The sequence below is a fragment of the Pseudomonas canadensis genome (assembly GCF_030980095.1).
Lineage (GTDB): Bacteria > Pseudomonadota > Gammaproteobacteria > Pseudomonadales > Pseudomonadaceae > Aquipseudomonas > Aquipseudomonas canadensis.
This window is the reverse complement of record NZ_CP133298.1, coordinates 2073687-2100444: the sequence shown is the minus strand read 5'-3', so window position 1 is coordinate 2100444 and position 26758 is coordinate 2073687. Positions and strand designations below refer to the sequence as shown.

At 62.5% G+C, this 26758-nt stretch carries 20 protein-coding genes and 1 pseudogene; 14 read left to right on the top strand and 7 right to left on the bottom strand.

Annotated features, from left to right (window positions below):
* Window positions 1-220 precede the first annotated feature (220 nt).
* From RB216_RS09845 to RB216_RS09790, 12 genes are read left to right on the top strand one after another with little or no spacing between them, the layout of a single operon-like run.
* On the top strand, window positions 221-1660 hold the full coding sequence (locus tag RB216_RS09845) for an undecaprenyl-phosphate glucose phosphotransferase (protein ID WP_028619531.1): 1440 nt from the start codon (window positions 221-223) through the stop codon (window positions 1658-1660).
* The gene (locus RB216_RS09840; RefSeq protein ID WP_028619530.1) at window positions 1660-3120 is read left to right on the top strand and encodes a mannose-1-phosphate guanylyltransferase/mannose-6-phosphate isomerase; all 1461 of its coding nucleotides are present in this window, start codon (window positions 1660-1662) and stop codon (window positions 3118-3120) included. Before RB216_RS09845 ends, RB216_RS09840 begins: the two co-directional genes overlap by 1 nt.
* Before the next feature lies 1 nt (window position 3121).
* Window positions 3122-4033: a glycosyltransferase family 2 protein gene (locus RB216_RS09835; protein ID WP_068931722.1), complete on the top strand. Its 912-nt coding sequence runs from the start codon at window positions 3122-3124 to the stop codon at window positions 4031-4033.
* A 29-nt stretch (window positions 4034-4062) separates the two neighbouring features.
* Window positions 4063-4839 carry a polysaccharide biosynthesis/export family protein gene (locus tag RB216_RS09830; protein ID WP_068931721.1) on the top strand — a complete coding sequence of 259 codons (777 nt, stop codon included), beginning with the start codon at window positions 4063-4065 and terminating at the stop codon, window positions 4837-4839.
* A gap of 14 nt (window positions 4840-4853) precedes the next feature.
* Window positions 4854-6845 (top strand): GumC family protein, encoded by a 1992-nt coding sequence (locus RB216_RS09825; RefSeq protein ID WP_028619527.1) that lies wholly within the window; start codon window positions 4854-4856, stop codon window positions 6843-6845.
* Window positions 6845-8035 (top strand): glycosyltransferase, encoded by a 1191-nt coding sequence (locus tag RB216_RS09820; RefSeq protein WP_308908619.1) that lies wholly within the window; start codon window positions 6845-6847, stop codon window positions 8033-8035. The genes RB216_RS09825 and RB216_RS09820 overlap by 1 nt, the downstream gene beginning before the upstream one ends.
* Window positions 8025-9353: a GH39 family glycosyl hydrolase gene (locus tag RB216_RS09815; RefSeq protein ID WP_308908618.1), complete on the top strand. Its 1329-nt coding sequence runs from the start codon at window positions 8025-8027 to the stop codon at window positions 9351-9353. The genes RB216_RS09820 and RB216_RS09815 overlap by 11 nt, the downstream gene beginning before the upstream one ends.
* A gap of 8 nt (window positions 9354-9361) precedes the next feature.
* Window positions 9362-10579: a glycosyltransferase family 4 protein gene (locus RB216_RS09810; protein WP_028619524.1), complete on the top strand. Its 1218-nt coding sequence runs from the start codon at window positions 9362-9364 to the stop codon at window positions 10577-10579.
* The gene (locus tag RB216_RS09805; RefSeq protein ID WP_068931717.1) at window positions 10570-11673 is read left to right on the top strand and encodes a glycosyltransferase family 4 protein; all 1104 of its coding nucleotides are present in this window, start codon (window positions 10570-10572) and stop codon (window positions 11671-11673) included. The genes RB216_RS09810 and RB216_RS09805 overlap by 10 nt, the downstream gene beginning before the upstream one ends.
* A 2-nt stretch (window positions 11674-11675) precedes the next feature.
* Window positions 11676-13103, top strand: coding sequence for an O-antigen ligase family protein (locus tag RB216_RS09800; protein ID WP_068931716.1), 1428 nt, complete (start codon window positions 11676-11678; stop codon window positions 13101-13103).
* Complete coding sequence (gene murJ, locus RB216_RS09795; RefSeq protein WP_308908617.1) at window positions 13103-14512, top strand: murein biosynthesis integral membrane protein MurJ; 1410 nt, start codon at window positions 13103-13105, stop codon at window positions 14510-14512. Before RB216_RS09800 ends, murJ begins: the two co-directional genes overlap by 1 nt.
* A gap of 22 nt (window positions 14513-14534) precedes the next feature.
* Window positions 14535-15590 (top strand): acyltransferase family protein, encoded by a 1056-nt coding sequence (locus RB216_RS09790; RefSeq protein WP_028619520.1) that lies wholly within the window; start codon window positions 14535-14537, stop codon window positions 15588-15590.
* Between the two features lie 21 nt (window positions 15591-15611).
* Here the strand turns inward: RB216_RS09790 and RB216_RS09785 are convergent, their stop codons facing one another.
* The 7 genes from RB216_RS09785 to RB216_RS09755 form a co-directional block, all read right to left on the bottom strand.
* Window positions 15612-17975 carry a TonB-dependent siderophore receptor gene (locus tag RB216_RS09785; protein ID WP_032864589.1) on the bottom strand — a complete coding sequence of 788 codons (2364 nt, stop codon included), beginning with the start codon at window positions 17973-17975 and terminating at the stop codon, window positions 15612-15614.
* A 142-nt stretch (window positions 17976-18117) separates the two neighbouring features.
* Window positions 18118-19077, bottom strand: coding sequence for a FecR domain-containing protein (locus tag RB216_RS09780; RefSeq protein WP_028619518.1), 960 nt, complete (start codon window positions 19075-19077; stop codon window positions 18118-18120).
* Window positions 19074-19589: a sigma-70 family RNA polymerase sigma factor gene (locus RB216_RS09775; protein WP_028619517.1), complete on the bottom strand. Its 516-nt coding sequence runs from the start codon at window positions 19587-19589 to the stop codon at window positions 19074-19076. Before RB216_RS09775 ends, RB216_RS09780 begins: the two co-directional genes overlap by 4 nt.
* A 112-nt stretch (window positions 19590-19701) precedes the next feature.
* Window positions 19702-20289 carry a DUF4174 domain-containing protein gene (locus tag RB216_RS09770; RefSeq protein WP_028619516.1) on the bottom strand — a complete coding sequence of 196 codons (588 nt, stop codon included), beginning with the start codon at window positions 20287-20289 and terminating at the stop codon, window positions 19702-19704.
* Between the two features lie 164 nt (window positions 20290-20453).
* Entirely contained in the window at window positions 20454-21086 is a 633-nt protein-coding gene (locus RB216_RS09765; protein ID WP_028619515.1) for a glutathione S-transferase N-terminal domain-containing protein, read from the bottom strand.
* Between the two features lie 12 nt (window positions 21087-21098).
* Window positions 21099-21677, bottom strand: a complete 579-nt coding sequence (locus RB216_RS09760; RefSeq protein WP_028619514.1) for a GNAT family N-acetyltransferase — start codon at window positions 21675-21677, stop codon at window positions 21099-21101.
* A 71-nt stretch (window positions 21678-21748) separates the two neighbouring features.
* Window positions 21749-24106: a DNA polymerase II gene (locus tag RB216_RS09755; RefSeq protein WP_308908616.1), complete on the bottom strand. Its 2358-nt coding sequence runs from the start codon at window positions 24104-24106 to the stop codon at window positions 21749-21751.
* 197 nt (window positions 24107-24303) lie between these two features.
* On the opposite strand from RB216_RS09755, the pseudogene RB216_RS09750 reads away from it, so the two are divergent.
* Both RB216_RS09750 and RB216_RS09745 read left to right on the top strand, forming a co-directional pair.
* Window positions 24304-26459: pseudogene (locus RB216_RS09750) on the top strand (TonB-dependent receptor).
* 87 nt (window positions 26460-26546) lie between these two features.
* The gene (locus RB216_RS09745) at window positions 26547-26735 is read left to right on the top strand and encodes a hypothetical protein (RefSeq protein ID WP_028619511.1); all 189 of its coding nucleotides are present in this window, start codon (window positions 26547-26549) and stop codon (window positions 26733-26735) included.
* The last annotated feature ends 23 nt before the right edge of the window (window positions 26736-26758 follow it).

Below are 26758 nucleotides of genomic sequence, written 5' to 3'. Positions count from 1 at the left end.
CCACCTCCGCACCATAGTCAATTAATTGACTGAGCACAGTAAGGGAACACTCCTTTAGTCACTACCCCCGCAAACCCCCTTCAAATGGATAGCTACATTTTGGATGGAAAGTTGCGTATTACCCAGAGTAGCCAGTTTGACCAGCGCTCTAAAGCAGCCTGCTGCTTTATTGAACAAACAATCAAACAGCGAAGCCTGGAGTGCAATGAGGGATGTTTTTATGCGAGAGAAGTCGTCCGTCGACAGTTTGTTTTTAACGCGCGCCGGGTTTGTTGAGTTTTTTGTTGTTTTCGTCAAATTGATTCATGGCCTGACGGCCATTTTGCCCCCACTGGTCCTGGTGCTGTTCCTGGACCCGATGGACCCAGAGATGCGTGCCCACTTCCTGGGCCTGCTGGTGTTTTTCGCGGTACTGACCATCATTCTGTTCCAGGCTCTGGGCATCTATTCCGAAGAGTTGTTCAGCAACCGGCTGCGCCTGAAAACCAAGATCAAGGCCTGGTCGGCGGCCTTCTGTTTCCTGTTGTTCATGTACCAGATCCTGCAGATGTTCCCGCAATTGACCCCACGCAATCTGGTGACATGGTACGTGGCCAGCCTGGCGTTGTTCTGCTTAGAGCGCTTGGTGATGCTGCGGCTGTACCGTCGGCTGATGCGTGCCGGAAAATACCTGCAACGCACGGTGATCCTGGGTTTTACCGACACAGCCGTGCACGTCGCCGATCACCTGCAGCGCAACGGAGATATCCGTTCCGGCCTGATCGGTTTCATCGACGACCGCACCGAGCGCATTCCCAAGGAGCTAAGCAACCTGCCCCTGCTGGGCAACACCCGCGACCTGGAAAAACTGATCCGCGCCGAGCAGGTCAACCAAGTGATGATCTGCCTGCCCTGGGCCGCCGAGCAGCGCATCCACGGCTTGGTCAACCGCCTGCGGCAGTTATCGGTGAACGTGATGCTGGTGCCGGACATGGCCGCCCTGCGCTACGGCCACAGCAAGATCACCGATGTGGGCGGCATCCTGATGTTCAACACCTCGCAATTGCCATTGCGCGGCTGGTCGCCGGTGATCAAGCGCTGTGAGGACTTCCTGCTGGCCAGCCTCGCGCTGGTGTGCCTGTCGCCGGTGATGCTGGCAACGGCGATTGCGATCAAGCTCGACTCCAAAGGCCCGGTGCTGTTTCGCCAGAACCGCTACGGCTACAACGACAATGAAATCCGCGTGTTCAAGTTCCGCTCGATGTTCACCGATCAGAGCGACTTCACTGCCGAACGCCAGACCACCCGCGAAGACCCGCGCATCACCCGTGTGGGCCGCATCATCCGCAAGACCAGCATCGACGAGCTGCCGCAACTGTTCAACGTGCTGCTGGGCAACATGTCCATGGTCGGCCCGCGCCCGCATGCCACGGCAACCAAAGCGGCGGGCGTTCCCTTCGAAGTGGCGGTGAGCGAATACAGCTCGCGGCATCGGGTGAAGCCGGGCATCACCGGCTGGGCGCAGATCAACGGTTACCGGGGGGAGACCGACACCCTGTTCAAGATCCAGAAACGGGTCGAGTACGACCTGGAGTACATCTCCAAGTGGTCGGTGTGGTTTGACTTGTACATCGTCTTCATGACGGTCCCGGCCGTCCTTTCCACCAAGGAAGTCTATTGATGAACACACTCAACGGATTAATTCCCTGCATCATTTCCGGTGGTTCGGGCACGCGGCTGTGGCCGGTGTCTCGGCAGAACATGCCCAAGCCGTTCATGCGCATGCGCGACGGCCAGAGCCTGCTGCAAAAAACCTTCCAGCGCGCCGCCAAATTGCCCGGCGTAGAAAGCGTATTGACGGTGACCAACCGCGACCTGCTGTTCCGCACCCTGGATGATTATCGCCCGGTCAACAAAGCCCACCTGCCCCTCGACCTGTTGTTGGAGCCGTTTGGCCGCAACACGGCGGCCGCGATCGCCGTGGCGGCGCTGCATGTGCAGGAACACTACGGCGGCGACGCGCAGTTGCTGGTGATGCCCGCCGACCATTTGATCCTCGATGAAGTGGCGTTCGCCGAAGCCGTGACCCGGGCCCGCGAGCTGGCCGAAGCCGGCTACCTGGTGACCTTCGGCATCCAGCCAGACCACCCGGAAACCGGCTTTGGCTACATCGAACAAGGCGAGCCGTTAAGCACAGGCCATCGGGTCAAACGCTTTGTCGAAAAGCCCGACCAGGCCACCGCCCAAGCCTACCTCGACGGCGGCAAGCACCTGTGGAACGGCGGCATGTTCTGCTTCAAGGCCAGCACCTTGGTGGACGAGCTCGCCACCCATGCCCCTGACGTGCTGGAAGCGGCGCGCGCCGCGCTCGAGCACAGCATGAGCCTGCAAAACAAGACCTCGCACCAGCGCGAACTGGACTCGGACGCCTTCGGCCGTGCGCCGGATATTTCCATCGACGTGGCGCTGCTGGAGAAGTCCAAGCAAGTCGCCGTGGTGCCCTGCGACATCGGCTGGAGCGATATCGGTTCCTGGGAAGCCCTGCGCCAACTCACCCCCAGCGACGCTCATGGCAACCAGGTCAATGGCGAGGCGATTCTGCATGACGTGCACAACTGCTACATCGACTCGCCCAAGCGCATCCTTGGCGCCGTGGGTGTGCGTGACCTGATCATCGTCGACACCCCGGATGCCCTGCTGATCGCCGACGCCCACCGCAGCCAGGATGTGCGCTACATCGTCGCCGAGCTCAAGCGCCAGAACCATCCGGCGTACAGCCTGCACCGCACGGTCACCCGGCCGTGGGGTACCTACACCGTGCTGGAAGAAAGCAGCCGCTTCAAGATCAAGCGCATCGTGGTCAAGCCGCAAGCGTCGCTGTCGTTGCAGATGCACCACCACCGCAGCGAGCACTGGGTAGTGGTTAGCGGCGCGGCGCAGATCACCAACGGCGAGCGCGAGTTCCTGATCAACGCCAACGAGTCCACCTACATCCCCGCCGGGCACAAACACCGCCTGACCAACCCCGGCATCATCGACCTGGTGATGATCGAGGTGCAGAGCGGCGAGTACCTGGGCGAGGACGACATCGTGCGCTTCGACGACATCTACGGGCGCGCCCCGGCTGAAGTGAAAAAATGATATGCGTACGTCACTGATCATCCCGACCCGTAACGCTTCCAGCCACCTGCCGCGCCTGTTGCCGGCACTGAAGATGCAGACCCTGCAACCTGACGAGATGCTGGTGGTGGACAGCGCCTCCAGTGATGACACCGTGGCGCGCTTTCGCGCATTCGGCGCACGGGTCGAAGTGATCGACGCACGCGACTTCAACCACGGCGGCACGCGGCGCTGGGCCAGCGAACAAGTGGCCGGCGACGCGCTGATCGTGATGACCCAGGACGCGATCCCCGCCACCCCGGAGACCTTCGCCAACCTGCTCGCCGAATTGCAGCAGGACCCGCTCTACGGCGTGGCCTACGGCCGCCAGCTGCCGCATCCGGATGCGGGTGTGCTGGGTGCGCAATCGCGGCACTTCAATTACCCCGAGCAGAGCCGCAGCAAGAGCCTGGCCGATGCGCCGGAGCTGGGCATCAAGACCTGCTTCAGTTCCGACTCGTTTTCCGTGTACCGGCGCAGTGTGCTGGAAGCGGTGGGCGGTTTTCCGGCGGATGTGATCGGCAGCGAAGACGCCTATGTCGCGGCGCGCATGCTGCTCGAAGGCTACAAAGTGCGCTACGCCGCCACGGCGCTGGTGCATCATTCCCACGATTACAAACTCTTGGATGAATTTCACCGCTACTTCGATATCGGCGTGTTCTACGGTCGCGAACCGTGGATCAAACAGGCCTTTGGCGACGCGGGTGGCGAAGGCAAGCGCTATGTGCTGGCCGAACTCGCGGCCTTGCGCAAAGCCGGAGCCTTGCACCGCGCCCCCGAAGTGCTGGTGCGCAGTGCGTTCAAACTGCTCGGCTACCGGCTGGGCCATCTGGAGCGTCGCCTCCCCCTCGCCCTCAAGCGGCGCATCAGCATGTTTCCCGGTTATTGGAGGTGAGCATCATGACCCACAGGAAGTCCCCCTTGATGAAACGAACCCTGCTCGTCGTGGCCATGTTGGCCCTGGCCGCCTGCAATACGCCGGCACGCATCGTCCCGCCCGACAGCGATACGGTCGAGGAAGGCAAACGCGCCCTCGACCAGCTTGCCCAACTGCCGCCGGCGGTGGAACGCATCCGCATCGGAGACCAGTTGCGCATCGTGCGCGATGCCGGCGAAATGCCGACACTGTCGGCGTTCAACGTCAGCACCATTTATGAGCTGACGCTGTACACGGTGCAGACCGACGGCAAGATCAACTATCCGTTCCTGGGGCCGGTGCAGGTCGCCGGTCGCCCGCCTTCGGAGCTGGCCACGGAGTTGACTACCAAACTGGCGCCCATTTACCGCGAACCGCGCGTAACGGTAAACATCAACCAGGCGCCGGGCAGCTCGATCATCGTCGGCGGCGCGGTGAACAACCCGACGGCGGTGCAGCTCGGCACGGCCAACACCCTGGAACAAGCCATTATCGGTGCCGGCGGCGTCAGCCCGGCGGGTAATGCGAGCATGGTCGCCCTGCTGCGCGAAGACGCCCAGGGCGCGTATCGCGCGTACTTCCTGGACTTCAGCCAGTTACTCAAGACCGGCCCCAACGGCCGCAAACCCGTGCATCTGCAACGCGGCGATGTGGTGTTCGTGCCCAAATCCAACGTGGGCGAACGCATCCAAGGGGTGGATACCTACATGAACCAACTGATCCCATTCACCAAGTCCATTGGGGTGGGCTACAACTACACCCGAACCAGCGGCGGCAATAACTAAAGGAGCGACATCCCATGATCGAGATCCGTTCTTTTCGTGATCTTCTGCGCTTGTTCTTCATCTTCCGGCACGAGTTCAAACTGGCGGCGATTGCCGCGCTGGTGATCATCCTGCTGGGGGCGTTCCTGCTGCCGGCCAAGTACGAATCCACCGCGCGGCTGTTGGTGAAGCCGGGGCGTGATTCGACCTTGCCCATCGAGATCAGCAACCGCCAGGCGCTGGTGATGCCCAGCACCCAGCGTGACCCGATTGTCGACGAGGAGCGCCTGCTCACCGGCCGGCCCATCGTGCGTGCGGTGGCCGAGCATTACCTGGAAGTGATCGAAAACGCACCACCTCCGGAAGGTTTCTGGAAACGCACCAAGTACTACGTCAAGAGCGGCGTGGGGGCGGTGTTCGACGGCGTGCGCGTGGTCATGGAAACCGTGGGCATCGTCGAAAAAACCACGGCAGTCGAACGCCTGGCCGCCAGCCTGGAGAAGAACTTCGAGGTGAGCCACGCCGCCGGCTCCACGGTGATGGACATCACGTTCAAGTGGAGCGACCCGGAAATCGCCCAGGCGGTGGTCAAGGATTGGGTCGAGACCTACATCAACGAGCGCACCGAGGCCTTGGGCCGCAAGAGCCTGTATGCCTTCTATGAAGGCCAGGTGGCCAACAGCGCGACCGAGATCAAGAGCTATAAGGAGCAGATCCTCACGCACCTGAACCAGATCGGCGCGGCGAGCATCACCGATCGCCTGGAGGATCTGTCCGAGCGCATCAACGTACTGCGCGGCGAGACCTTCAATACCACGCGGCTGATCGCGTCCTCCGATAGTGCCATTGCGAGCACGCGCACCCAGCTCAAGGGCCAGCCCAAGGAAGTCACCACGGTGCGCCAGATCGCACTGAACCCGCAGCAGCAGGATTTGCGTCGCCTGCTCAACCAGAAGTTGCTGGAAAAGGCCGACATGATGCGCACCTACACCGACAACGCGCCGCCGGTCAAAGCCCTGGACGCGTCAATTCGGGCCATGCAGGTGCAGGTCAACAACGAGAGCAACACGGTGCAAGCCTCGGAAAACCGTGCGCCAAACACCTTGGAAATCCACTTGCAGCGCGTGTTGCTGGATGAAACCAGCAACAACCTGGCGCTGCGCACCCAACTGGTTCAACAGCAGAAACAACTGGTGAACCTGGAAGCGCAGCGCAAGGAGGCCCTGGAGATTGAACCGGAGCTGGCCCGCCTCTCCCGGGAGCTGAACACCACCGAGCGCAACTACGCGCTGTACGTGGATAACCTGGAAAAATCGCGCATCGACCGTGAGCTGGACAACAGCCAAATAAGCAACATCGCCGTGATCGAAGAAGCCACCCTGAACCCGGGCCGCATTTTCCCGAAAACCCTGGTGATGCTGGTGTTGGCGATCCCGTTTGCCATCGTGGTCGGCCTGCTGGTGATCTACCTGTGCTACCTGCTCGACCAGCGCATTCACGACGGCGGCCTGGTGGAGCGCAAGTTCGGCCTGCCCCTGTGGACCACCCTGCCGGAGCTGGACACCTCCACCGCGCAAAGTACCAACGCGTTCAATGCGAGCATCTACCGTTTGTACAGCCTGCTGCAGCCCGACCGCATTGCCGAGCAAGGCCTGACCCTGGGCCTGACCTCGGCGCGCCATGGCGAAGGGGTGACCTTCGTGGTGGAGCAACTGCGCCAATTGCTGCATGAGAACGGCATCAACGTGCGGGTCGGTGGGCTGGAAACCGCCGCGCCGGGCGAAGTGGTGCTGCTCGACGCCTCGGCCCTGCTGGACAACCGCGAAGCGTTCGTCAACCTGCGCCGCGCCGACCTGATCGGCCTGGTGGTGGAAGCGCGCAAAAGTACCGTGCCGGTGGTGGAGCACGCGCTGTCGATCCTCAACACCGCGTTTGGCAAGGTGGACGGCATCATCATCAACCGTCGCAAGTTCGAAGTGCCAAGCAAAGTGCTGCACACCATCGGCAAATACCGGGGAGCGTTCTGATGCGCATTGCTTTGCTCGCGCCCTTGCCGCCGGAAAAGAACGGGATCGCCGACTACGCGAACCATTTCCGTACGGCACTGGAACAACTCGGTGTGACGGTGCTGACACCGTTGGCCGGCGTGGCGGGCAATTGCGAGGCGATCAAGCACGCCATCGGCGGTTTCGACTGGCAAAGCGTCGATCTGGTGCACGCCGAACTGGGCGGCGGGCGGCTCGGGGAATTCCTGGCCTTGCGTGAACTGCGCAAGGCTTATCCGCAGTTGCCGTTGACTGCCACCGTGCATGACCCGGAGCGCATCGTGTGGCGGCGTGAGCACCTGCCCTTCCCCTTGAATCTGTTGCAACGCCTACCCAGCCCATTGCCCCAGGCGGCGGTGGTGCTGGCCGACCCGCTGACCCTGCGCGAAGAACGCCAGGTCGCCAAGGGGCTGACCCGGCTGGTGACCCTCACCCGCCTGGGTGCCGACTGCTTGACCCAGCGCATGCAACTGCCGGCCGGCAAAGTCGCAGTGATCAACCACGCCAACCTGGCGATTGCACCGGCTGCATTGCCGTCGCTGGATACCCTGCGGCTGCTGTATTTCGGCTTTATCTACCGGGGCAAAGGCATCGAAGACCTGGTGCAAGCCTTGGCGGATGTCTTCAAGCAAGCCCCCGAATTGCGCGACCGCGTGCGCTTGACCCTGGCCGGCGGCACCGCCGCCGAAATGGCGTTTGGCGCGGGCGGCAACTACCTGGAACAGCTGAACGCGCAGATCGCGGCATTGGGCCTGACCGACGCCATCGACTGGCAACTGAACCTGCCGGCCGATCAGATCGCCCAGACCATCCAGGCCCACCATGTAATGGTGCTGCCCTACCGTGAATCGAAAAAACTCGGCCTGCTCGGGCGCCAGCGCGGCACCAGTGGCGCGTTATCCTGGGCCGCCGCCTGCGGGCGCGGCGCGATCACTTCCGACGCGCGCGCATTCGCCGAGGAAGTCGCCAGCGGCAACGGCGCGATCTATCCCGAAGGGGATGTCGCCGCGCTGGGCGAACAACTGCTGCGCCTGGCCCGCACGCCATCGCTGGCGCGGGATTGGGCCGAACGCGCCGGGGAAATCGGCCGCGAGCGCCTGTGGCCGTTGACCGCGCAAAAATTCAAACAGCTCTTCGAGCAAGCCATCAGCGGAGCCCCTTATGGCGCGTAAACGCACCTATCTCGCCACCTTTGCGCTGGTTGCCGCCCTGGGCCTGACCGCATTCTTATGGGGGCGCCAGGCGGATGCCGAAAGCCATGTGCTCAAGGGCTCCAAAGAAGTGGTGTGGAAGGATTTTCTGGGGGTGAATGCGCAGTTCCTGTGGTTCAGCCCCGAGCGTTATCAAAAGCAGATCGACCGCCTCAAGGCACTGGGACTGGAGTGGGTGCGCCTGGATTTGCACTGGGACCAGTTGGAAACCGCGCAAAACCAATACAAGCTCGCCACCCTCGATGAACTGGTGGGCAAGCTGCAACAGAACCAGATCAAGTCAGTGTTTTACCTGGTGGGTTCGGCACGCTTTATCACCAGCGCGCCACCGCTGTCGCTGTACCCGGACCAGTACCCACCAAAAGACCCCAACGTGTTCGCCAACCGCATGGCGCTGCTCTCCCAGCGCTACCCCAGCGTCGATGCCTGGCAAGTCTGGAACGAACCGAATCTGATCGGCTTCTGGCGTCCGGTGGCGGACCCGGCCGGCTACGCGAATCTGTTGACCGTCACCACCAACGCCTTGCGTGCCGTGAACCCGAACAAACCAGTGGTCGCCGCCGGCATGGCGTTCTTCAGTGAAATGCCCAACGGCCAGACCATGTTTGACGCCTTGGGCGCACTGGGTTTGGCCAGCCTGAACACGATCATCTCCTACCACCCCTACACCCAACTGCCCGAAGGCAACGACCCGGCCAACCTGGATTTCATCGCCAAGACCACCCAGCTCAACCAGGCCCTGCGCAACGGCGGCGTGCAAACCTTGTGGAGTACCGAGTGGGGCTGGTCGACCTACAAGGGGCCCAAAGACGCCCAGGACATCATCACGCCACAGGCGCAGGCCGACTACGTGGTGCGCCGCCTGGCGCTGATGAGCGCGATGGATTACGACAAGATTTTCCTGTTCACCCTGAGCGACCTCGACCAGCGCGCCAGCGTGCGTGATCGCTCCTATGGCTTGCTGGACATCGACACCAATCCCAAGCCGGTCTACAGCGCGCTGAAGAACTTCCTCGATATCAGCGGACCGAAGCTCACACCGGGCGACCCGCCAGCCGCCGACGCGCTGCCCGACGGCTTGTTCAGCATTGGCTGGACCCGCACCGACGGGCGCAAGCTGTGGTTTTTCTGGTCGGCCCTAGGCGGCAACGCGCACTTGCCGGGCTTGGCCAGCGCCACTCTGTACGACCCGCTGCGCGGCACACAAACCCCGGTGAGCGGCACCGATGGCCTGACCGTTCCGGTCAAGTCGAACCTGCAAATTCTGTTATGGGAGTGAGGCCTGCCATGCGCATTTTATGGATCCTGCCCTACTCACCCTGGCCCGCCACCAGCGGTGGCAAGACGCGCCAGTTCCACCTGCTGCGCAGCCTGGCCGCGCGTGGGCACCGGATCACCTTGCTGCTGCATGACAAACACCCGGTATCGCTTACCGACCGCCAGGTGCTGGAGGCCTTTCTCGAACAGTTGATCATCCTGCCGCGTCGCCCGTTGCGCAGCGTCACGACGCTGCTCGCCGGGCTGTTCGCGCCTTACCCGTTGCTCGCCAGTGTGAATGGCCTGTCGGGTGGATTGCAGGACACCTTCAACTGGTTACTGGGTGAACATTGGGATGTGGTGCAGATCGAACACAGCTACAGTTTTCAACCCTATGAAGAGGCACTGGCGCGTAAATCCCAGCCGTTCGTGCTGACCGAACACAATGTCGAATCAGCCCTTGGTGCGGCCACTTATGACCGCTTGCCAGGTTGGTCGCTGCCCTTCATTCGCTATGACCAATGGCGCTATACCCGCTGGGAACGCCGGGTGATGCGCCAGGCCACGCACGTGGTGGCGGTCACCGACAGCGATGCCAAGACCCTGGAAAAAATCGCCGGCAAACCCGTGTCGGTGGTGGTCAATGGCGTGGATTGCGATCACTTCGCCGCCGCCCGACCCGACCCGTCGACCCGCCGCGTGCTGTTCCTGGGCAACTATGAATACGCGCCCAACGTCGACGCCATCGAGTGGGCCCTGGATGAAATCCTGCCCAAGGTCTGGGAGCGTTGCCCGGATGCGCGCATGAGTGTGTGCGGCTTCGGCATGCCGGACAGTTGGCGTGAACGCTGGCCGGACCCGCGCATCGAGTGGCAAGGGTTCGTACCCAACCTGCTGAAACTGCAGTCGAGCTGTTCGGTGTTTCTGGCGCCATTGCGTCACGGCGGCGGTTCCAAGCTCAAGGTGCTGGAAGCACTGGCTGCCGGCCTGCCGTTGGCAAGTACCGAGCAAGGCGTGTCGGGGTTGGACCTGGTGGAAGGCCTGGACTACCTCGGCGGGCAGACCGCCGCGAGCCTGGCCGACGCCGTGGTGCGCCTGCTGCAATTTCCCGACGCCGCCGCGCCCATGGGCGAAGCCGGCCGGGCCTATGTGCGGCGCGCCCATGACTGGAGCGTCGCCGCCAGCCAGTTGGAAAAGGTGTACGCCAACCTTTCGCCCGTGAATCAAAAGGAGCCCGCATGCGTGTAGGCCTGGATTACCGCACCGTCGGCACCTCGCCGCAATCGGGCATCAGCCGTCAGGTGTATGCGCTGGAAAGCGCCCTGCACGGTCTGCCGGGCATCGAGCTTGAGCGATTTACCGTGGCGCCCCTGGGCGATGAAACCCGTTTGCAGGCCCATTGCCCGGCCTGGGGCTGCGCCAAGACCGCGATGCACCAGCCGCAGAATCGCCTGCGGTTCGAGGCCGGTTTTCTGCCGCGCGCATTGCGTGAACAGCAGATCGACCTGTACATCAGCACCTTCAATATGGGCCTGCCATTGCCGCCCAAGCCGAAGGGACTGCGCACCGTCGTGCTGTTGCATGATCTGTTTCAAATCACGCTGAACAACTACCACGCCAACCGTCTGAAGGCGCTGATCTACAAGACCAGCGATCGCCTGTCGATTGCCTACGCGGTGCACAGCGCTGACCGGGTGTGGACGCCGTCGCACTACAGCGCCGATGAAACCGCGCGGTTGTTTCCCAAGGCTGCCGGCAAGATTCGCGTACTGCCCAATCAGGTCGATGGCTTTTGCGAACTGGCGGCGGACCTCAGTGCGCGCCAATTGCCAAAGCGCTATTGGCTGCTGGTGGGCACGCGTGAGCTGCGCAAGAACGTGCCGTTCCTGGTCGACGCCTGGCGGCAGGCGCGACAGCAATCCCCCGCCGTGCCGGAGTTGGTGCTGGTGGGCAGCCTTGAGCATTTACCCGAGGTTCAGCGTACCCTGCCAGGGATTCGTGCGCTCAGTGGCGTGTCGGACGCCGAATTGCACGCGCTGTACCGCCAGGCCTCGCGCCTGTGGCAGCCGTCCTATGCCGAAGGTTTCGGCCTGCCGGTGATCGAAGCCTTGAGCGTCGGCACCCCCGTGGCGGTAGCCAGCGGCACCTCGCTGGATGAAATCACCCCGCCATCGGCGCCGCGTTTTTCGCCCACCGACGGCCCGGCATTGACGCAGTTGATGCTCAGCCTCGGCGAGCGCACTGAAGACGAATCACCCGAGCAAAACCGGCAATGGGCACAACGCTTCAACCATCACGCCTACCGCCGACGCCTGGCCGAATTGATCGAGGAATTGAAGTGAGAGTGAACCTGCCCAGCCTCGTCGCCATCCTCCTAGGCCTGTTGTTTGGCGCCGTCGCCCTGCTGCTGTCGCCGGCCAAGGCGTTCCTCGCCGTGGTCGGCGTGGCCGGTGCGGTGACCATCCTGCGCTTTCCATTCTGGGGCCTGTTGCTGTTCGCCCTGGTGGCTACGTTCATGCCGTATTCCACGATCAACCTGGGCATTCGCAGTACCGTCAGCGAAGCCATCTTGGCGCTGACCTGGGGCGCGGTGCTGTGGAACAGCTTCCTGGCACGCTGGCCGGATACACCGAGCCTCACTCGACGCCCGACCGACCAAATGCTGTTGTGGCTGATGGTGTTCAGCGTGTTTCCCTTCATTGTCGGCCAAGTCACCATCCACGCCGACAGCAGCGGCGTGGCCAACTGGCTGCGTTGGTTGCTGAACTTGTCGGGGGTGTTCCTCTGCGCCAAGTTGCTGGTGGACCACAAGCACCGCGAATCCCTGGTGATCGCCCTGCTGCTGGGCAGCCTGGCCATGCTGGTGCTGTCGATTGCGGTGTTCGTGCGCACGCGCTCCGGGGCCGGCATTGCGCCGGTGCTGGCACTGTTCAACTACGGCAACTTCGACATGCTCAAATTCGGCCTGGAAGCCATGTCTTCACGCATGGGCTCGCCGTGGATGCACCCGAATGCCATCGGCGGGATCATGGCGCTGTTGCTGCCCCTGGCCTTCTGTTTCGGCATGACCGAGCAAGGCTGGAAACGCGCGCTGGGCCTGGGCGTGGCATGCCTGGGCGCGGCGGCCTTGCTGTTGGCGAGTAGCCGTGGCGCGATGGTCAGCCTCGCGTTGGTGCTGCTGTGGATGGCCACGCGCCGGGTGCCGTATACCGGCCGCCTGCTGATGATCGGCGCGGCGCTGACCGTCGTGTTGGTGATGGCCTATCCACCGTTGCAGGAACGCCTGGCGACGATTTTTTCTTCGAGCAACGCCAGTACCGAAGTACGTTTCGACGAATACCGCATGTTCCCGCAGGCGGTAGCGTCGTACCCGTTCGGCATCGGCTTCAAGGTCGATCCACCGGTGCCGGACACTCACTTGCTGGGCATCTCCAACCTGTGGCTGAACTACATCTACAAAACCGGCATCGTCGGCATGCTGTTCTTTATCGCGGTGACCGTACGCTGGTGGCGTGAAGCGCGGCCGGAAAACGGTCCGATCCGCCTGACCAAGGACAACGCCATTTGGTTGGGTACCACGGCGGGGATTCTCTCGGCACTGGTCAGTGGCCTGTTCGACCACTACTTCAGCTTTGCGGTGGTGATGGTCGCGCTGTTCTGGCTGATGGTCGGCATCAACGTGTTGGAGGCACGCCGGCTATTTCCGGCACGCCTGCCGCAGGTGAAACCGGTGGTCTTTCGCAAACCCGTGCTTGATGGCGCCAAGCCCTGATGCTGGGCTCCGCCGTCTGGCTGACGCTGGCGACACTGCTGGGCCTGTGCCTGGGTTTTGCCCGCGAATGGCTGCTGGTGGCGGCCTGGGGCGCAGGCGAGCGCAGTGACGCATTCCTGATCGCGCTGTTTTTGCCGGAAGCGCTGCGCATGTCACTGGCCGGCGGCGTGCTGAGTGCCGCGGCGCTGCCGCTGTACCTGGCGCGCAAGGACGACGAACGCCTGGGCTGGCTGGCGGTATTGTTCCCGGCACTGTTGCTGATCGCGCTGGTTACCAGCCTGCTGCTGACGCTGTTGGCGCCGTGGCTGGTGCAACTGCTCGGACCGGGCTTGGCGGCGAGCGCCACGGTGCTCGCCAGCAGCAACTTGCAGATCGTCGCCTGGTGCGTGCCGGGATTGATGCTGCACGCGCTGTTCAGCATCCCGTTGCAGGCCAGCGAACGGTTTGTGCTGGCCGGCCTGGGTTCGTTGTTGTTCAACCTGCCACCGGTGACCTACCTCGCCCTCGCTGGCACCGCCACCCAACCGCACTCGCTGGCCCTGGCATGCCTGGCCGGCAGCCTGTTGATGCCGTTGGCGTTGCTGCCATCGATGTGGCGCCAGGGCTGGCGGCCGTGGCGCTGGCAATTGTCGCTCGCGCCCCTGCGGGAATTGGGCCAGCGCATCGGTCCATTGTTACTGAGCAACGGCGCCAGCCAGGGTCTGGCGCTGATTGAACGGCTGGTGGCATCGCTGCTGGGTGAAGGCGCGGTGACCTGGGTCAACCTGGCACGCAAGCTGATGAACCTGCCGCTGATTGCGCTGATGAGCCTCAACCAGGTGTTGCTGGGCATGATGAGTCGGCGCCAGGGCGACGCGCGCCTGGCCCTGCTCAAGCGTGGCCTGGAAACCGCCAGCGTGCTGACCCTGCCCGCCGGAGTCGGCCTGGTGGCGGCGGCGCCGAGCCTGGTGGCGTTGCTGCTGCCCAAGCAATCGCTGGACTCGCCGTTGCCGCTGCTGCTCGCCTGGTTTGCCGTACCACTGGTGTTCGGCGCCTGGAACGCCCTGCTCGCGCGCTACGCCTACGCTGCAGGCGATACGCGCCAGCCATTGCGTTGTGAACTGCTCGGTAGCCTGGCCAATGTGCTGTTGCTGGGCGTGCTGCCGTTTGTGTTCGGCCTGGCCGGGATTCCGCTGGCTGCGCTGGCCGGCGTGCTCTGCACCGCGTTGTTGTTGATGCAACGCCAGGCCTTGCTCGGCGCCCTGCCCTGGGCTCGGAGCTGGCTGCTCAGCGCGGTGCTGATGGGCGTGGCGGCGTTGGCGCTGTTTCGGATTGAAGGCATGTGGCTGCAACTGGGGCTAAGCACCCTGGCTGGCGCGGTGGTATTGCTGGGCATGGCACTCTGGCTGAGACCGTGGCGCAAGGCATGAATGATCGATCAGGACAACTCATATGAAACATCGCTGGATTCAAATGGATATCGCCAAAGGCATCGGCATCCTGGTGATCGTGTTTGCCCACAGTTGGTTCGTCGCCACTTCGCCGGACTTGCTGTACCCGGTGCTGGCGTCGTTCATCTTGCCGCTGTTCTTTTTTCTGTCGGGCGTGTTCTTCAAGCCCGAGCAGCCGTTCGTGGAGATGGCGATACGCAAGGCCGATGGCCTGCTCAAACCGTTTTTCTTCACCATGCTCACCTATGTGATCGTGCGCAGCATTCTGCGTGGCCAGCCGCTTTTGCCGGATATCGGCGGTGTGCTGTACGCCTCGGTGGATACCATTCCGTGGCAGGCGCTGTGGTTCCTGCCGCATTTCTGGGTGGCGATCCTGTTCAGTTGGGTGATGCTGCGCCTGATCCAGCGCCTGAAGCTGTCACTGTTGCTCAGTTGCGCGCTGGTAACGCTGCAGTTGATTGTGGGCGTCTGGATGCTGCCGTGGTTCTGGCAGTTGCCAGTCGCGTTCGGCGGGCATACCTGGGTGCTGCCGGGCCTGCCGTTCAGCCTGGATATCACCTTGATCAGCAGCACTTATTTCATTGTCGGCTACCTGCTGCGTGATTGGCTGCGCACCCACGCGGGCTCCTGGCTGACCCTGTTGATTTCGATTGCATTGTTCGTTGTGGTATTCACCTTCACCTGGGACACCATGGACCTGGCGCAGCGACGCTACGACCACTGGTTCTGGACCACCCTGCCGGCCGTGATCGGCGTGTACGCCTGCTGGGCGCTGGCGCGCGTATTGATGGTGTCGACCTGGGTCACGCGGGCCATGACCTATATCGGTCAGAACACCTTGATCCTGCTGATCTTCCACGGCGAGATCCAGCACAAGACGGTCGACCTGCTGGAGCGCCTGGGGCTGCCCGCGTTTGTCGCGGCCTGCGTGGGGTTTGTGGTGGCGGTGGTGGTGCCGTTGTTGATCGGGGAAGTGATCAAGCGGGTGGCGTTCCTGCGGTTTTTCTACTTTCCGTTTCCGGTGCGCAAGGCGCCTGTCGCAAAAACGGCGCCTTGAGGGCGCCGTTCAATCATTGCGTCAGAAAGCGTATTTGACACTGGTCATCAGGTTGCGCGGCGCTCCGTACATGCCGTGGTTGCCGGCGTAGCTGAAGTACTCGCGATCGAACAGGTTATTGACGTTGACCGAGGCGCTCAGCTTGGACGTCAGGTCATAGCGCACCAGCAAGTTGGTGATGGCGTAGCTGCCCTGGCTGAAGGTGTGCAGGTCTTCGCCGACCTTGCTCTGCCAGTTCACTCCGCCGCCCACGGTAAGCTTGTTGAACGCGCCGGGCAAACGGTAGGAAGTGAAGGTCTTCAGGCTCTGGCGCGGCAACGTCGTGACGATGCGTTTGTCGTCGGCATCGGTGCTCACCGCATAGGCATAGCCAGCGGAGGCTTGCCAGCCGTCAGCCAGTTCGCCGTTGAGCTCCAGCTCCACGCCTTCGGTGGTGGTGCCTTGCTCGTTGCGATAGGTGTTGCCGCCCGGGGTGTCGATCCAGATGGCCAGGTTGTCCTGCTCCAGCTTGAACAGCGCCAAGCTGGTGTTCAGCCGCTCGTCGAAGAAGCTGCCTTTGAGGCCGACCTCATACCCTTTGCCCTCCATCGGCGGCAGCGCCTTGTTATTGATGTCGCGCACCCAACTGGCCTGGGGATTGAAGATCTTGGTGTAGCTGGCGTAGGCCGACCAGTTGTCGGTGAGGTCATATACCACGCCGGCGTAAGGGATGTAGACGCCAGTTTCCGATTCGTCAGTGCGGGTCGCCGTGCCGCCGTAGGGTCGATCTTCGGTCTCGCGCTTCCAGTCGATCACCCGGCTGCCGAGGATCACGCTCAAGTCATCGGTCACTCGCAGTCGCGTGCTCAAGTAAGCAGCATATTGGCTCTCATCCACCGAGGATTTACCGGTGACATTGAACGCGGGCTTGACCGACTGGCCACCCCAATTGAACAGGTTGTCGATGGCACCGGCCGGCGAGCCGGAATAGTCGTAATGCCAGCCGCCGTAACTCGGCACGCTTTCATTGTATTTGGACAAGGTGACGCCCGCGATCAGCTCGTGCTCACGCCCGAGCAGGTCAAAGGGGCCGGTGGCGTAGAGGTCGATGTTGTCCTGGCGCGGCGTACCGGAGAAACGCACCGGCAATTGAGTGGTACCACTGCCGTTCGCGTTGAGCGAACCGTTGACGTAGTTGAAGACTTCATCGAACTGGTTTTCAGTGTGGGTGAATTCGGCCTTGGCGCTCCAGCCGCTGTCGAACGTCTGCTCAATGGCGGTGAAAAAGCTCGTCTGCTCATGATCGTTGTAGGACCACGCCGGCGCGGTGTTTAGCGAGCGGCTAAGGTTACTGCGCGAATCGTCGGTAAAGCGTGTGGGCAAACCGGAACGCGCCGGCGAATCGACGTCGGTGCGCAGGTAGCTGAAGCCCAGTGTCAGCAGCGTGTCTTCGCTGAGGTCGAACTCGGTGATGCCATAAAGCAGCTGCGTTTCCTGCTTGTAGCGATCGATCCAGGCGTGTTCGGTCTTGTAGTCCGCGACCAGGCGCCCGCGCACATTGCCGGTTTCGGTCAGCGGGCCGGAGACGTCCAGGCCGGTGCCATAGCGGTCCCAGGTGCCGCCTTCCGCCGTGACACTGGCGCGCGTCTCGGTCGTCGGGCGCTTGCGAATCAAGTTGATGGTCGCCGCCGGGTTGCCCATGCCGCTGATAAGGCCGGTGGCGCCGCGTACGATTTCAACGCGGTCATACATGGCCATGCTCTGGGTGTAGTTGTCCATGCGTGTGGCGGTGGGCACGCCGTCGATTTCGAAGTTCTGGATCTGGAAGCCGCGCGAGAAATAACCGTCACTCTCCGCCCCAAGGCCATCGCGCAACACGATGATGCCGGGAGTGGCATCGAGGGTGTCACTGAGATTGGTGAGACGTTGGTCATCCAGGCGCTGGCGGGTCATTACGGTGAGCGACTGCGGGGTTTCCCGAGGCGTCAGGTTCAGGCGCGTCGAACTGCTGGAGGACTGCGTGGTGTAAGAGCCAGTGCCCTCGGTGGTCGAGCCGGGTGCCTTGCCCGAAATGGACACGGTGCCCAGCTGCAATGCGCCATCGCTCGGGCGCCGCGCCAGTGAGTAAGTGTTGCCGCTGCCATGCACGGCTTGCAAGTTGCTGGTACTGAGCAGGATCGCCAGGCCGGTATCCAGGTCATGCCGCCCGCGCAGGCCTGGGCTGGTCTGGCCGTCGGTGAGCGCGGCCGGATAGGACAGCAGGATCTGGCTGGCCTGGCCGAACTGGTTGAGCGCCTCCGCCAGCGAACCTGGCGGGATGTCGAATTCCACTTGCGGTGCTGCGTGCACCCAGGCCGACGCCAGCAACAGCGGCGTGACCACAGTGACGCTGGCAATGCCCTGCATGACGGCAAGGGCCAATGATGTCTTCAAGCGTATGTTTTTCTTCGGTGTGTGCGGCTGCATGCCCTATTCCCCAGTGAAGGTAGTGTCTGGGGATACAAGTCTCGTGAGATTCGCAAACGGACCACCCAAGCGCGAAATAAATTCACACAAGCTTCTGGCGCGGCTTGAGGGCGACCCAGAAACGGGTGAAATGCTGCACGTCCAGCTTCAGGGTTTGCGCCAGCGCCGCGATAATCCGGTCGGTGTCGGACAGCGGATAGGTGCCGGATACGCGCAAGCCGCGCACCGCGGGATCACACGCCAGGCGCCCGCGACGGTAGCGGCTCAGCTCTTCGAGGAAGTCCTCCAGGCGCATGCCCTGAGCGACGATCATTCCACGACTCCACGCCAGTTCACCGTCCCGTTGCGGGCGCCGGGCGAGCAAGGTGTGGGCATCAAAACTGATGAGTTCGCCCGCCTGCAGCAGCAGGCTGCGCGACGGGATCTGTGCCGACAGCGCGCCCTGGTCTGCGCCCAATTGGGTAAAGCCATCGCGCTGGCGCACACTGAAGCGACCACTGACCGCACGGGTCAGGCCTTCGGCGGTTTTCACCCACAGCGGGCGGATATCCGTGGGGTTGGGGTCCACCAGGATTTCACCACGCAGCACATGGATCTGGCGTACATCCGCGGTGTATTTGACGTCGATGGCGGTGTCGGTATTGAGCTGCACTTGGGTGTTGTCCGCCAAACCGATGCGCCACTGCTCGCCGACGGTGGTGCTGAAGTCGCTGGTCCAGTGTTGCAGCAGCGCCGCGTCTTTGATGCTCCAAGCGGCGGTGCCTGACGCCAGCAACACGGCGAGGTGCTTGACGACCTGGCGACGTGACAACGCCGGCAACAGCGTCGCGCGGGCCAAGGCTTGATGGGTCGGTGTGCGCACATCCTGCAAACGCTGGAAAAATCGCTGGGAATGTTGCCAGGCCTGTTCATGGGCCGGGTCCTGCTCACGCCAGCGCTGCCATTCGGCGCGGGTCTGCTCGCTGACGTTCGGCACCTGCAGCTCCAGTTGCCAGTGCATCGCTTGCTCGGCGACCTCGATCGATAACGGCACCGGATTCATGACCGCTGGCTGTCCAGCAAGATGCATTGTGCACCCGCCTTGACGATGTAGCGTTTGACCGTGGTGATGCTGGTACCGAGGCGCTCGGCGATCTCGCCGTGGCTCAGGCCATCGAGCTGCGACCACAGGAACGCCTGGCGCACGGGCAAGGCCAGGCGGCTGAGCACTTCATCGAGGGCCATCAGGGTTTCGAGGAGGATCCACTGGGTTTCGGCGTTGGGCGCGGCGTCTTCCGGCAACAGGGCCAAGGCCTGCAAGTAGGCTTTTTCGAGTTTCTGCCGACGGAAGTGGTTGGACAGCACGCTTTGCGCCACTTTCGCCAGGAAGCTGCGCGGCGCGTGGATTTCAAGGGGCTGGTTCTTCGCCAGCAGCCGCAGGAATGTGTCCTGGGCCAGGTCGGCGGCGCTCTGCGGGCAGTTCAAGCGACGCCACAGCCATTGCTGCAACCAACGGTGTTGCTGGCGGTACAAGGTGGCCAGTTCAGTGGGGCTTACCGCAGGAGTCGAAGACATGGAGGCCGCGCGCGAAGAATAAGGCGTAAATGATAACGGTTATCATATTCTTCGCAGAGCTGTTACTGCAAGTTTCTGCTACGGGAGCCGGCTGCCCGGCTCCCGTACAGGGTCAGTCATCCAATGGCTGCGCTGCATGCTTGGCGGGCTTGCCAGGTTTGGCGCCAGCCTTGGCACCCTGCTTCTCCGCTGGTGCGGCAGCGGGTTCAGGCTCGGCCGGTGCAGCGGCTTCTTTCTCGGCCATCGGCATCTGGTCGATGGCGCTGAAGAATGCCTTCAGGTCGAGGGTATCCGGCGGTACGGTCTTCTCGAGTTTTTTCTCGCCGTCCTTGCCCACCAGGATCACTTTGGTGCCGCTGCCGGCGCCCAGCTTGAGGGCACGGATCAGCGCGTTGGTTTCCGGCGGGGTGAGTTTCCTGCTGTCCTTGGGGTCCTTGGCGAATTTCTCGCCTTCAGCACCGATGCTGCCGAACTTCACGGTGTAGAACACCATGCTGCGTTCTTCAAAGGACTGCTTGGTCGCAGGCTCGTCCAGCTGATTTTTGACCTTGGCCAAGGTGTCGTTGCCGGCATCAAGCTCCACCACCACCAGCGGCCGGGCCTTGCCCAAGTCCTGCTTGAGCGGGTTGATATCATCAGCAGCCAACAGCGGCCCCGTAAAAGCCATCAAGGTAGCCAGGGTCAGCGACCGGATGAGCATGCGCACCTCCTTTGAATTCCATGCAGGGTTCTTGAGTTTCATGTCTGCGACAGTCAAATTCAAGGATGATTCCTACACCACTTTAAGAAAGCGTAGGTCAGGACGCCCGCTACGCAAGGGTTTGGTGGCCGCGACTGTCATTGTTTCCACTGATTGCGGAAACATCATGAGACCTTCCACTGCGGCCAATGCCGAGCAAATACGGGTGCCACAAGGGGGTCGGCATCCACGTGCGCCAGTGACTGGGAAAAGCCCGGCGCCAGGCCGTTCAACGCCTCCCGTGCCTCGTCCCAGCGCGACACTGCAGCCGCCATCAAGCCCAGCGCGTTAGGCGTATTGTTGGCGGCAAACAACTGGTCGGCAAACTGATCGGCAAACACCACCCAGGCCTGGTGCAGGTAGCGGCGGGTGCCAGTGACAAGCTGCGCCTGCACGGTTTCGTTGACGTTACCGAGCCAGCGTTGCGGGTAGTCGATGATGCCGATGGCCGAGTAGCAATTGGCGGCGATGTACACCAGCCCGCGAATGATCTGCGCGCGGTTGCCGCCCAAGAGCTGGGAGGCGGGAAATTCCAGGCCCAGGTGGATCAGGATCGCAGCGCTTTCCGTCAGCACCTGGCCGTCCGGGGTCACCAGGGTGGGCACCTGTTTGAGCGGGTTGATGCGGGCCAATTCGTCACTGCCCTCGCCCTCCGCCCAGGAGGCTGCGTCTACCCGTCGCCACGGCACCCCACAGCGCTGCAGGGCAATTTCGATCATGCAGGAGCCGGATTCGTCGATGCCATAGAGCGTGTACATGGGCTTTTCCTCCTAGCGTTGCAGTTTGGCCTGCAAGGTGGCCTTCACTTGCGGCCATTCCGAATCGATGATGCTGAAGCGCACCGAGTTGCGCTTGCGGCCATCGGGCATGATGCGTTCGTGGCGCACGATGCCTTCCTGCACGGCGCCGAGCCGCAGGATCGCCGCGCGGGATTTTTCGTTGAGTTCGTCGGTGGTGAATTGCACGCGCACGCAGTCGAGCACTTCGAAAGCGTAGGTCAGCAACAGCAGCTTGGCTTCGGTATTGATGCCGCTTTTCTGCGTGGACAGCGCCAGCCAGGTATGGCCGATCTCCAGCTTGCGATTGACCCGGTCGACCTTCCAGAACCGCGTGCTGCCGACCACTTGGCCGGTATCGCGGCGCACCAGGGTGAAGGGGATCACGCTGCCGGCGTCGCGCCCCGCCAGGGCGGTGTCGATGTATTTATCAACAGTGTCCGGGCCCGGTACGTTGGTGACCTTGAGGTTCCACAGTTCGCCATCGGCCGCGGCCTCGAGCAAGGCGGCCTTGTGTTCCCTTTGCAGGGGCAGGAGTTCGACCGTCGTGCCGGTCAGGGTAAGTTGGGTCATGAGGGGCTGCGCCGTCTGGGTGGTCATCAGAGACAGAGAGTGCAGGCTCGCGCCCTGACGAATCAAGCGTTTTAAAACAGGCCCATTTGCCCACCGACCAGGGTGCTGAAATCGTCATTCACGAACGGCAGGATCGCATCGGCGACCGGCTGCAATTGCCGGGTGACGTAGTGGTCGTAGTCGATGGGCGCCTGCCGCACTTCCAAGGGTTCCGGGCCGTTGACGCTGATCACGTAGCTGATCCAGCCGCCGCGCTGGTATTGGCGCGGGCGGTTCAGGCGATCGTTGTACTCATCGGCCAGGCGCGCGGCGCGCACATGGGGCGGCACGTTGCGTTCGTAATCGTCCAGTCGGCGGCGCAGGCGTTTGCGGTAGATCAGCAACTCATCGAACTCGCCGCTGAGGGTACGGCGCACGTAGTCGCGGATGTAGTCCTGGTGGGGCTGGCGATGGAAGATGCGCTGGTAGAGTTCCTGCTGGAACCTGCGAGCCAGGGGCGACCAGTCGCTGCGCACGGTTTCCAGGCCTTTGTAGACCATTTCCTCGCTGCCATCGCTGCGTACCACCAGGCCGGCGTAGCGCTTCTTGCTGCCCTCTTCCGCACCACGGATGGTCGGCATGAGGAAGCGGGTGAAGTGGGTTTCGTACTGCAATTCCAGGGCGCTTTGCAGGCCGAGCGCGGTGAGCAGGTGCTCGCGCCACCAATCGTTGACGTGCTGCACCAAGGCTTGGCCGATACGACTGGCGTCCTCTTGGGAATGCGCACTGCCGAGCCACACGAAGGTCGAGTCGGTGTCGCCGTAGATCACCTCATAGCCTTGGGCTTCGACCAGTTCGCGGGTCTGGCGCATGATCTGGTGGCCACGCATCGTGATCGACGAGGCCAGGCGTGTATCGAAGAAGCGGCAGCCGCTGGAGCCGAGTACGCCGTAGAAGGCGTTCATGATGATTTTCAGCGCCTGGGACAGCGGCGCGTTATGTTCGCGCTTGGCCACTTCGCGGCCTTCGGAAACCCGTGCGACGATGGATGGCAGACAATGCCGGGTGCGGGAAAACCGTGCGCCACGAAAGCCTTCCACCGAATCACTGTCGTTAGGATGTTTGAGGCCTTCGATCAAGCCAACCGGGTCGATCAGGAAACTGCGGATGATCGACGGGTAGAGGCTTTTGTAGTCGAGCACCAACACCGATTCGTAAAGGCCAGGGCGCGAGTCCATGACAAATCCGCCGGGGCTGGCCTGGGGCGGCTTGTCGCCCAGGTTCGGCGCGACGAAGCCCTGGCGGTGCATCAGCGGCATGTACAAATGGGTGAACGCGGCGACGGAGCCACCGTTGCGGTCAGCCGGCAGCCCAGTGACGCTGGCGCGCTCCAGCAGGAACTTGAGCAGTTCGGTCTTCTCGAAAATCCGCGTGACCAACTCGCAGTCCTTGAGGTTGTAGCGCGCCAGGGCGGGCTTGTCCTCGGCGAACATACGGTTGATCTCGTCCATGCGCTGGTACGGCGTGGAGATGTCCTTACCTTCACCCAGCAAGGTTTGCGCGACATTTTCCAGGCTGAAGGATTCGAAATTCCAGGTGGCCGAACGCAGGGCTTCGATGCCATCGATGATCAAGCGCCCCGCCGCCGCCGCGAAGTAATGGTTGCGGCTGCCGTGTTCGCGCCAGGCCATCGGTTCTTCACCACGGCCAAGCATGAGCGGCACGTTGAGGCGCTGGGCATGTTCGTGGAGCACGCGCAGGTCGAACTGCACCACGTTCCAGCCGATGATCGCATCGGGGTCGTGCAGCGCCAGCCATTGGTTGAGGCGTTCGAGCAGTTGGGCACGGGTATCGCAGTAGTCGAGCTTGAAGTCCACCGCGTCGGTGTTGTTCGGCGGGCCAAGCATGTACACCTGGCGCTCGCCGCAGCCTTCGAGGGCGATAGAGTAGAGATCGCCCTGGGCAGTGGTTTCGATGTCGAGGGACACCAGTTTCAGCGGCGGACGGTAGTCGGGCGCGGGTTTCATCTGCGCGTCGCAGAGCACACCGCTGGCGTCGGGTGTGCCGCCAAACCACACCGGCGCGGTGATGAAACGCTCCATCATGTAGCGCTCGGGCGGGCGCACGTCGCCTTCGTAGACGTCGACGCCCGCCGCGCGCAGGCGTTTTTCCACATCCATTGCCTGGCGGTGCTGGCGGGTGTACAGGCCAAGGACGGGGCGGTGATGGAAATCGCACAGCTGCAACGGGCGCAACTCGATATCGCGCTCGCCCTTGAGCAGCCAATCCAGCGGCTTGCGATGGGCCTCGGGGATGAACATCACCGAGGTCTGCACGGGTAGGCGGATAAACCTCGGGCCCTGGTCGGTGGCCAGCCAGAAGCTGACCTCCGTGCCCGCCGGGGTATCGCGCCAATGCCGGGTCAGGACAAAACCCTGCTGTAAATCCACCGTACCGCACCTCAGGAATCGCTTTCAGGGCGTGATTCTACTCGGCATCCGCGCGCGCAGACCGTGTTGGTAAAAATTTGTTGCATCGCGCTAATAATAATTACTATCATTTGCACCGGAGTCGTATCCGCGCAGTGAGGACGCGCAACGCCGTTGCCCTTTTCCTCACACATGACGGTTAGCCGTCAGGATCGCCCATGCCCGCCCCATTCGCCGTGCCGTTTCGCCCGACCCTGCTCGCCCTGTGCTGCTCCCTGAGCCTCAGCGCTCATGCTGCCACCCCAGCCACCCCGCAGGATGCGAACACCGGTCAGGAGGGCAACACGCTGGAACTGGGCGCTACCAACATCAATGCCGACGCCCCCGCACCAAGCGCCCTACCCCCGGTGTACGCCGGCGGCCAAGTGGCACGCGGAGGTCAATTGGGTGTGTTGGGCAACCAGGACATCATGGACGTGCCATTCAGCATGGCCTCCTACACCGAGAAACTGATTCGCGACCAGCAGGCCGAGACCGTCGGTGATGTGCTACTCAACGACTCGTCCGTGCGCCAGGCGTCGGGGTTTGCCAACCAGGCGCAGACCTTCATGATCCGTGGCCTGCCACTGAATGGCGACGACATTTCCTTCAACGGCTTGTACGGCATCCTGCCGCGACAGATCATCTCCACTGACGCCTTGGAGCGCGTGGAAGTGTTCAAGGGCCCCAATGCCTTCATCAACGGCGTGACGCCCGGCGGTTCGGGGATCGGCGGCGGTGTGAACCTGCAACCCAAGCGCGCCGATGATGTGCCGTTGCGTCGATTCAGCACTGATATCAGCAGTGATGGGCGGGTGGGCGAACACTTGGATATTGGCGAGCGCTTCGGTGAAGACAACCGTTTTGGCGCACGGGTGAACCTGTCCCAGCGCGAAGGCGACACCGGTATCGATGATGAAAGCCAGCGCTCGAAGCTGTTTGCCGTCGGCCTGGACTACCGTGGCGATGCGTTGCGCTTGTCGAGTGACTTTGTGTACCAGAAGCAGCGTATCAACGGCGGGCGCAATTCGGTCTTCCTGGGCACCGCCACCCATGTCCCGGATGCACCGTCGGCCGACACCAACTCTGGACGGCCTATGCGGCGGCAGGCGCCAAGCACACCCGCGAAATGGGGCGCTACTCGTCGGTGACCCTGACCGATAACCTGGGCAATGCCACCGCCAGCGGTTCGACCATCGCCCATGAAGAAGACAACAGCAGCGTCATGGGCGGCCTGAACGGCAAGTTCCAGACCGGCCCTGTAAGCCATCGACTCAACTTCGGCTTGGCCGGCATCTGGACCCAGGCGCGCAACGCTTATGTGTTCGCCAGCCCACGCACCCCAACCAATATCTACAACCCGGTGACCGGTGCCCCACCGGCCCTGAACAACCCACGCAATACACCGGGCACCGACTTCAGCGACCCGACCATCACCGCCAAGACCTTTGTGCGCAGTACGGCGGTGTCCGACACGCTGGGGTTCTTCGATGACCGCCTGTTGGTGACGGTCGGTGCACGCCGCCAGCAAATCGTGGTGCAGGGTTACAACTACATGAGCGGCACGCGTACCGCCAACTATGACGAATCGATCACCACGCCGGTCTACGGCCTGGTCTTCAAGCCTTGGGAGCATGTGTCCTTCTATGCCAACCGCATCGAAGGTTTGGCCCAAGGCCCGACGTCGCCTGTCAACTCCGGGGGCAGGACGGTGATTGGCGGCGGCCAACCCTTTGCACCGGCCCGCTCCAAGCAAATCGAAGCAGGCGTCAAGGTTGATATGGGCACCTATGGGGCAACACTGGGCGTTTACCGTATCGAACAACCTGGGGCCGGTTACGTTCAAGTCATCGATGCAACGACAGCGCGTTATGTCCGCGAAGGCCTGCAAATCAACAAAGGCGTGGAACTGAACGTCTTCGGCGAACCGATCAGCGGCCTGCGCTTGCTGGGCGGCGTGACCGTCATGAAGACCGAACTCAAGGACACGCAAAACGGCGCCAACGACGGTAACCGCGCAATCGGCGTGCCTTCGTTCCAGCTCAATGCCGGCGTGGATTGGGATGTGCCTGGCCTGCAAGGCGTGACCCTCAACGGCCGCATGTTGCGCACCGGTGGGCAGTACGCCGACGCCGCCAACAACCTGAGTCTGCCGGCATGGAACCGCTTCGACGTAGGCGCGCGCTACAACTTCAAGGTGGCCCAGCGTGACGTCACCCTCGGCGCCACCGTGGAAAACGTCGCCAACGAAAAGTACTGGGAATCGGCGCAGGGCGGTTTCCTGAGCCAAGGCGATCCACGTGTTGCCAAGCTGTCGGCCAGCGTGGACTTCTAACAGGGCGGCAACAACGTGAGCCGGCAGATTTGCGCATCGCCGGCTCACCACTAGACTCAGGGCTTCTCTCACACGGAAGTCCTGAGAATGAAGTTATCTCGTTCCCTGCGCCAGGCAATCGCCCTGGCCACCCTGCAGAATCCAGCCGGTGCGACGAAGGTGTTGAACGTTGAGACACCGGAAATCCGTGCCGGCCTCAAAGACCTCAAGGTCGGGCAGAGTGTGGTGGTGACTTACACCGACACCCTGGAGATCACCACCGCTCACGAAGGCTGAGACTAATCAAAGACGGGCATCAT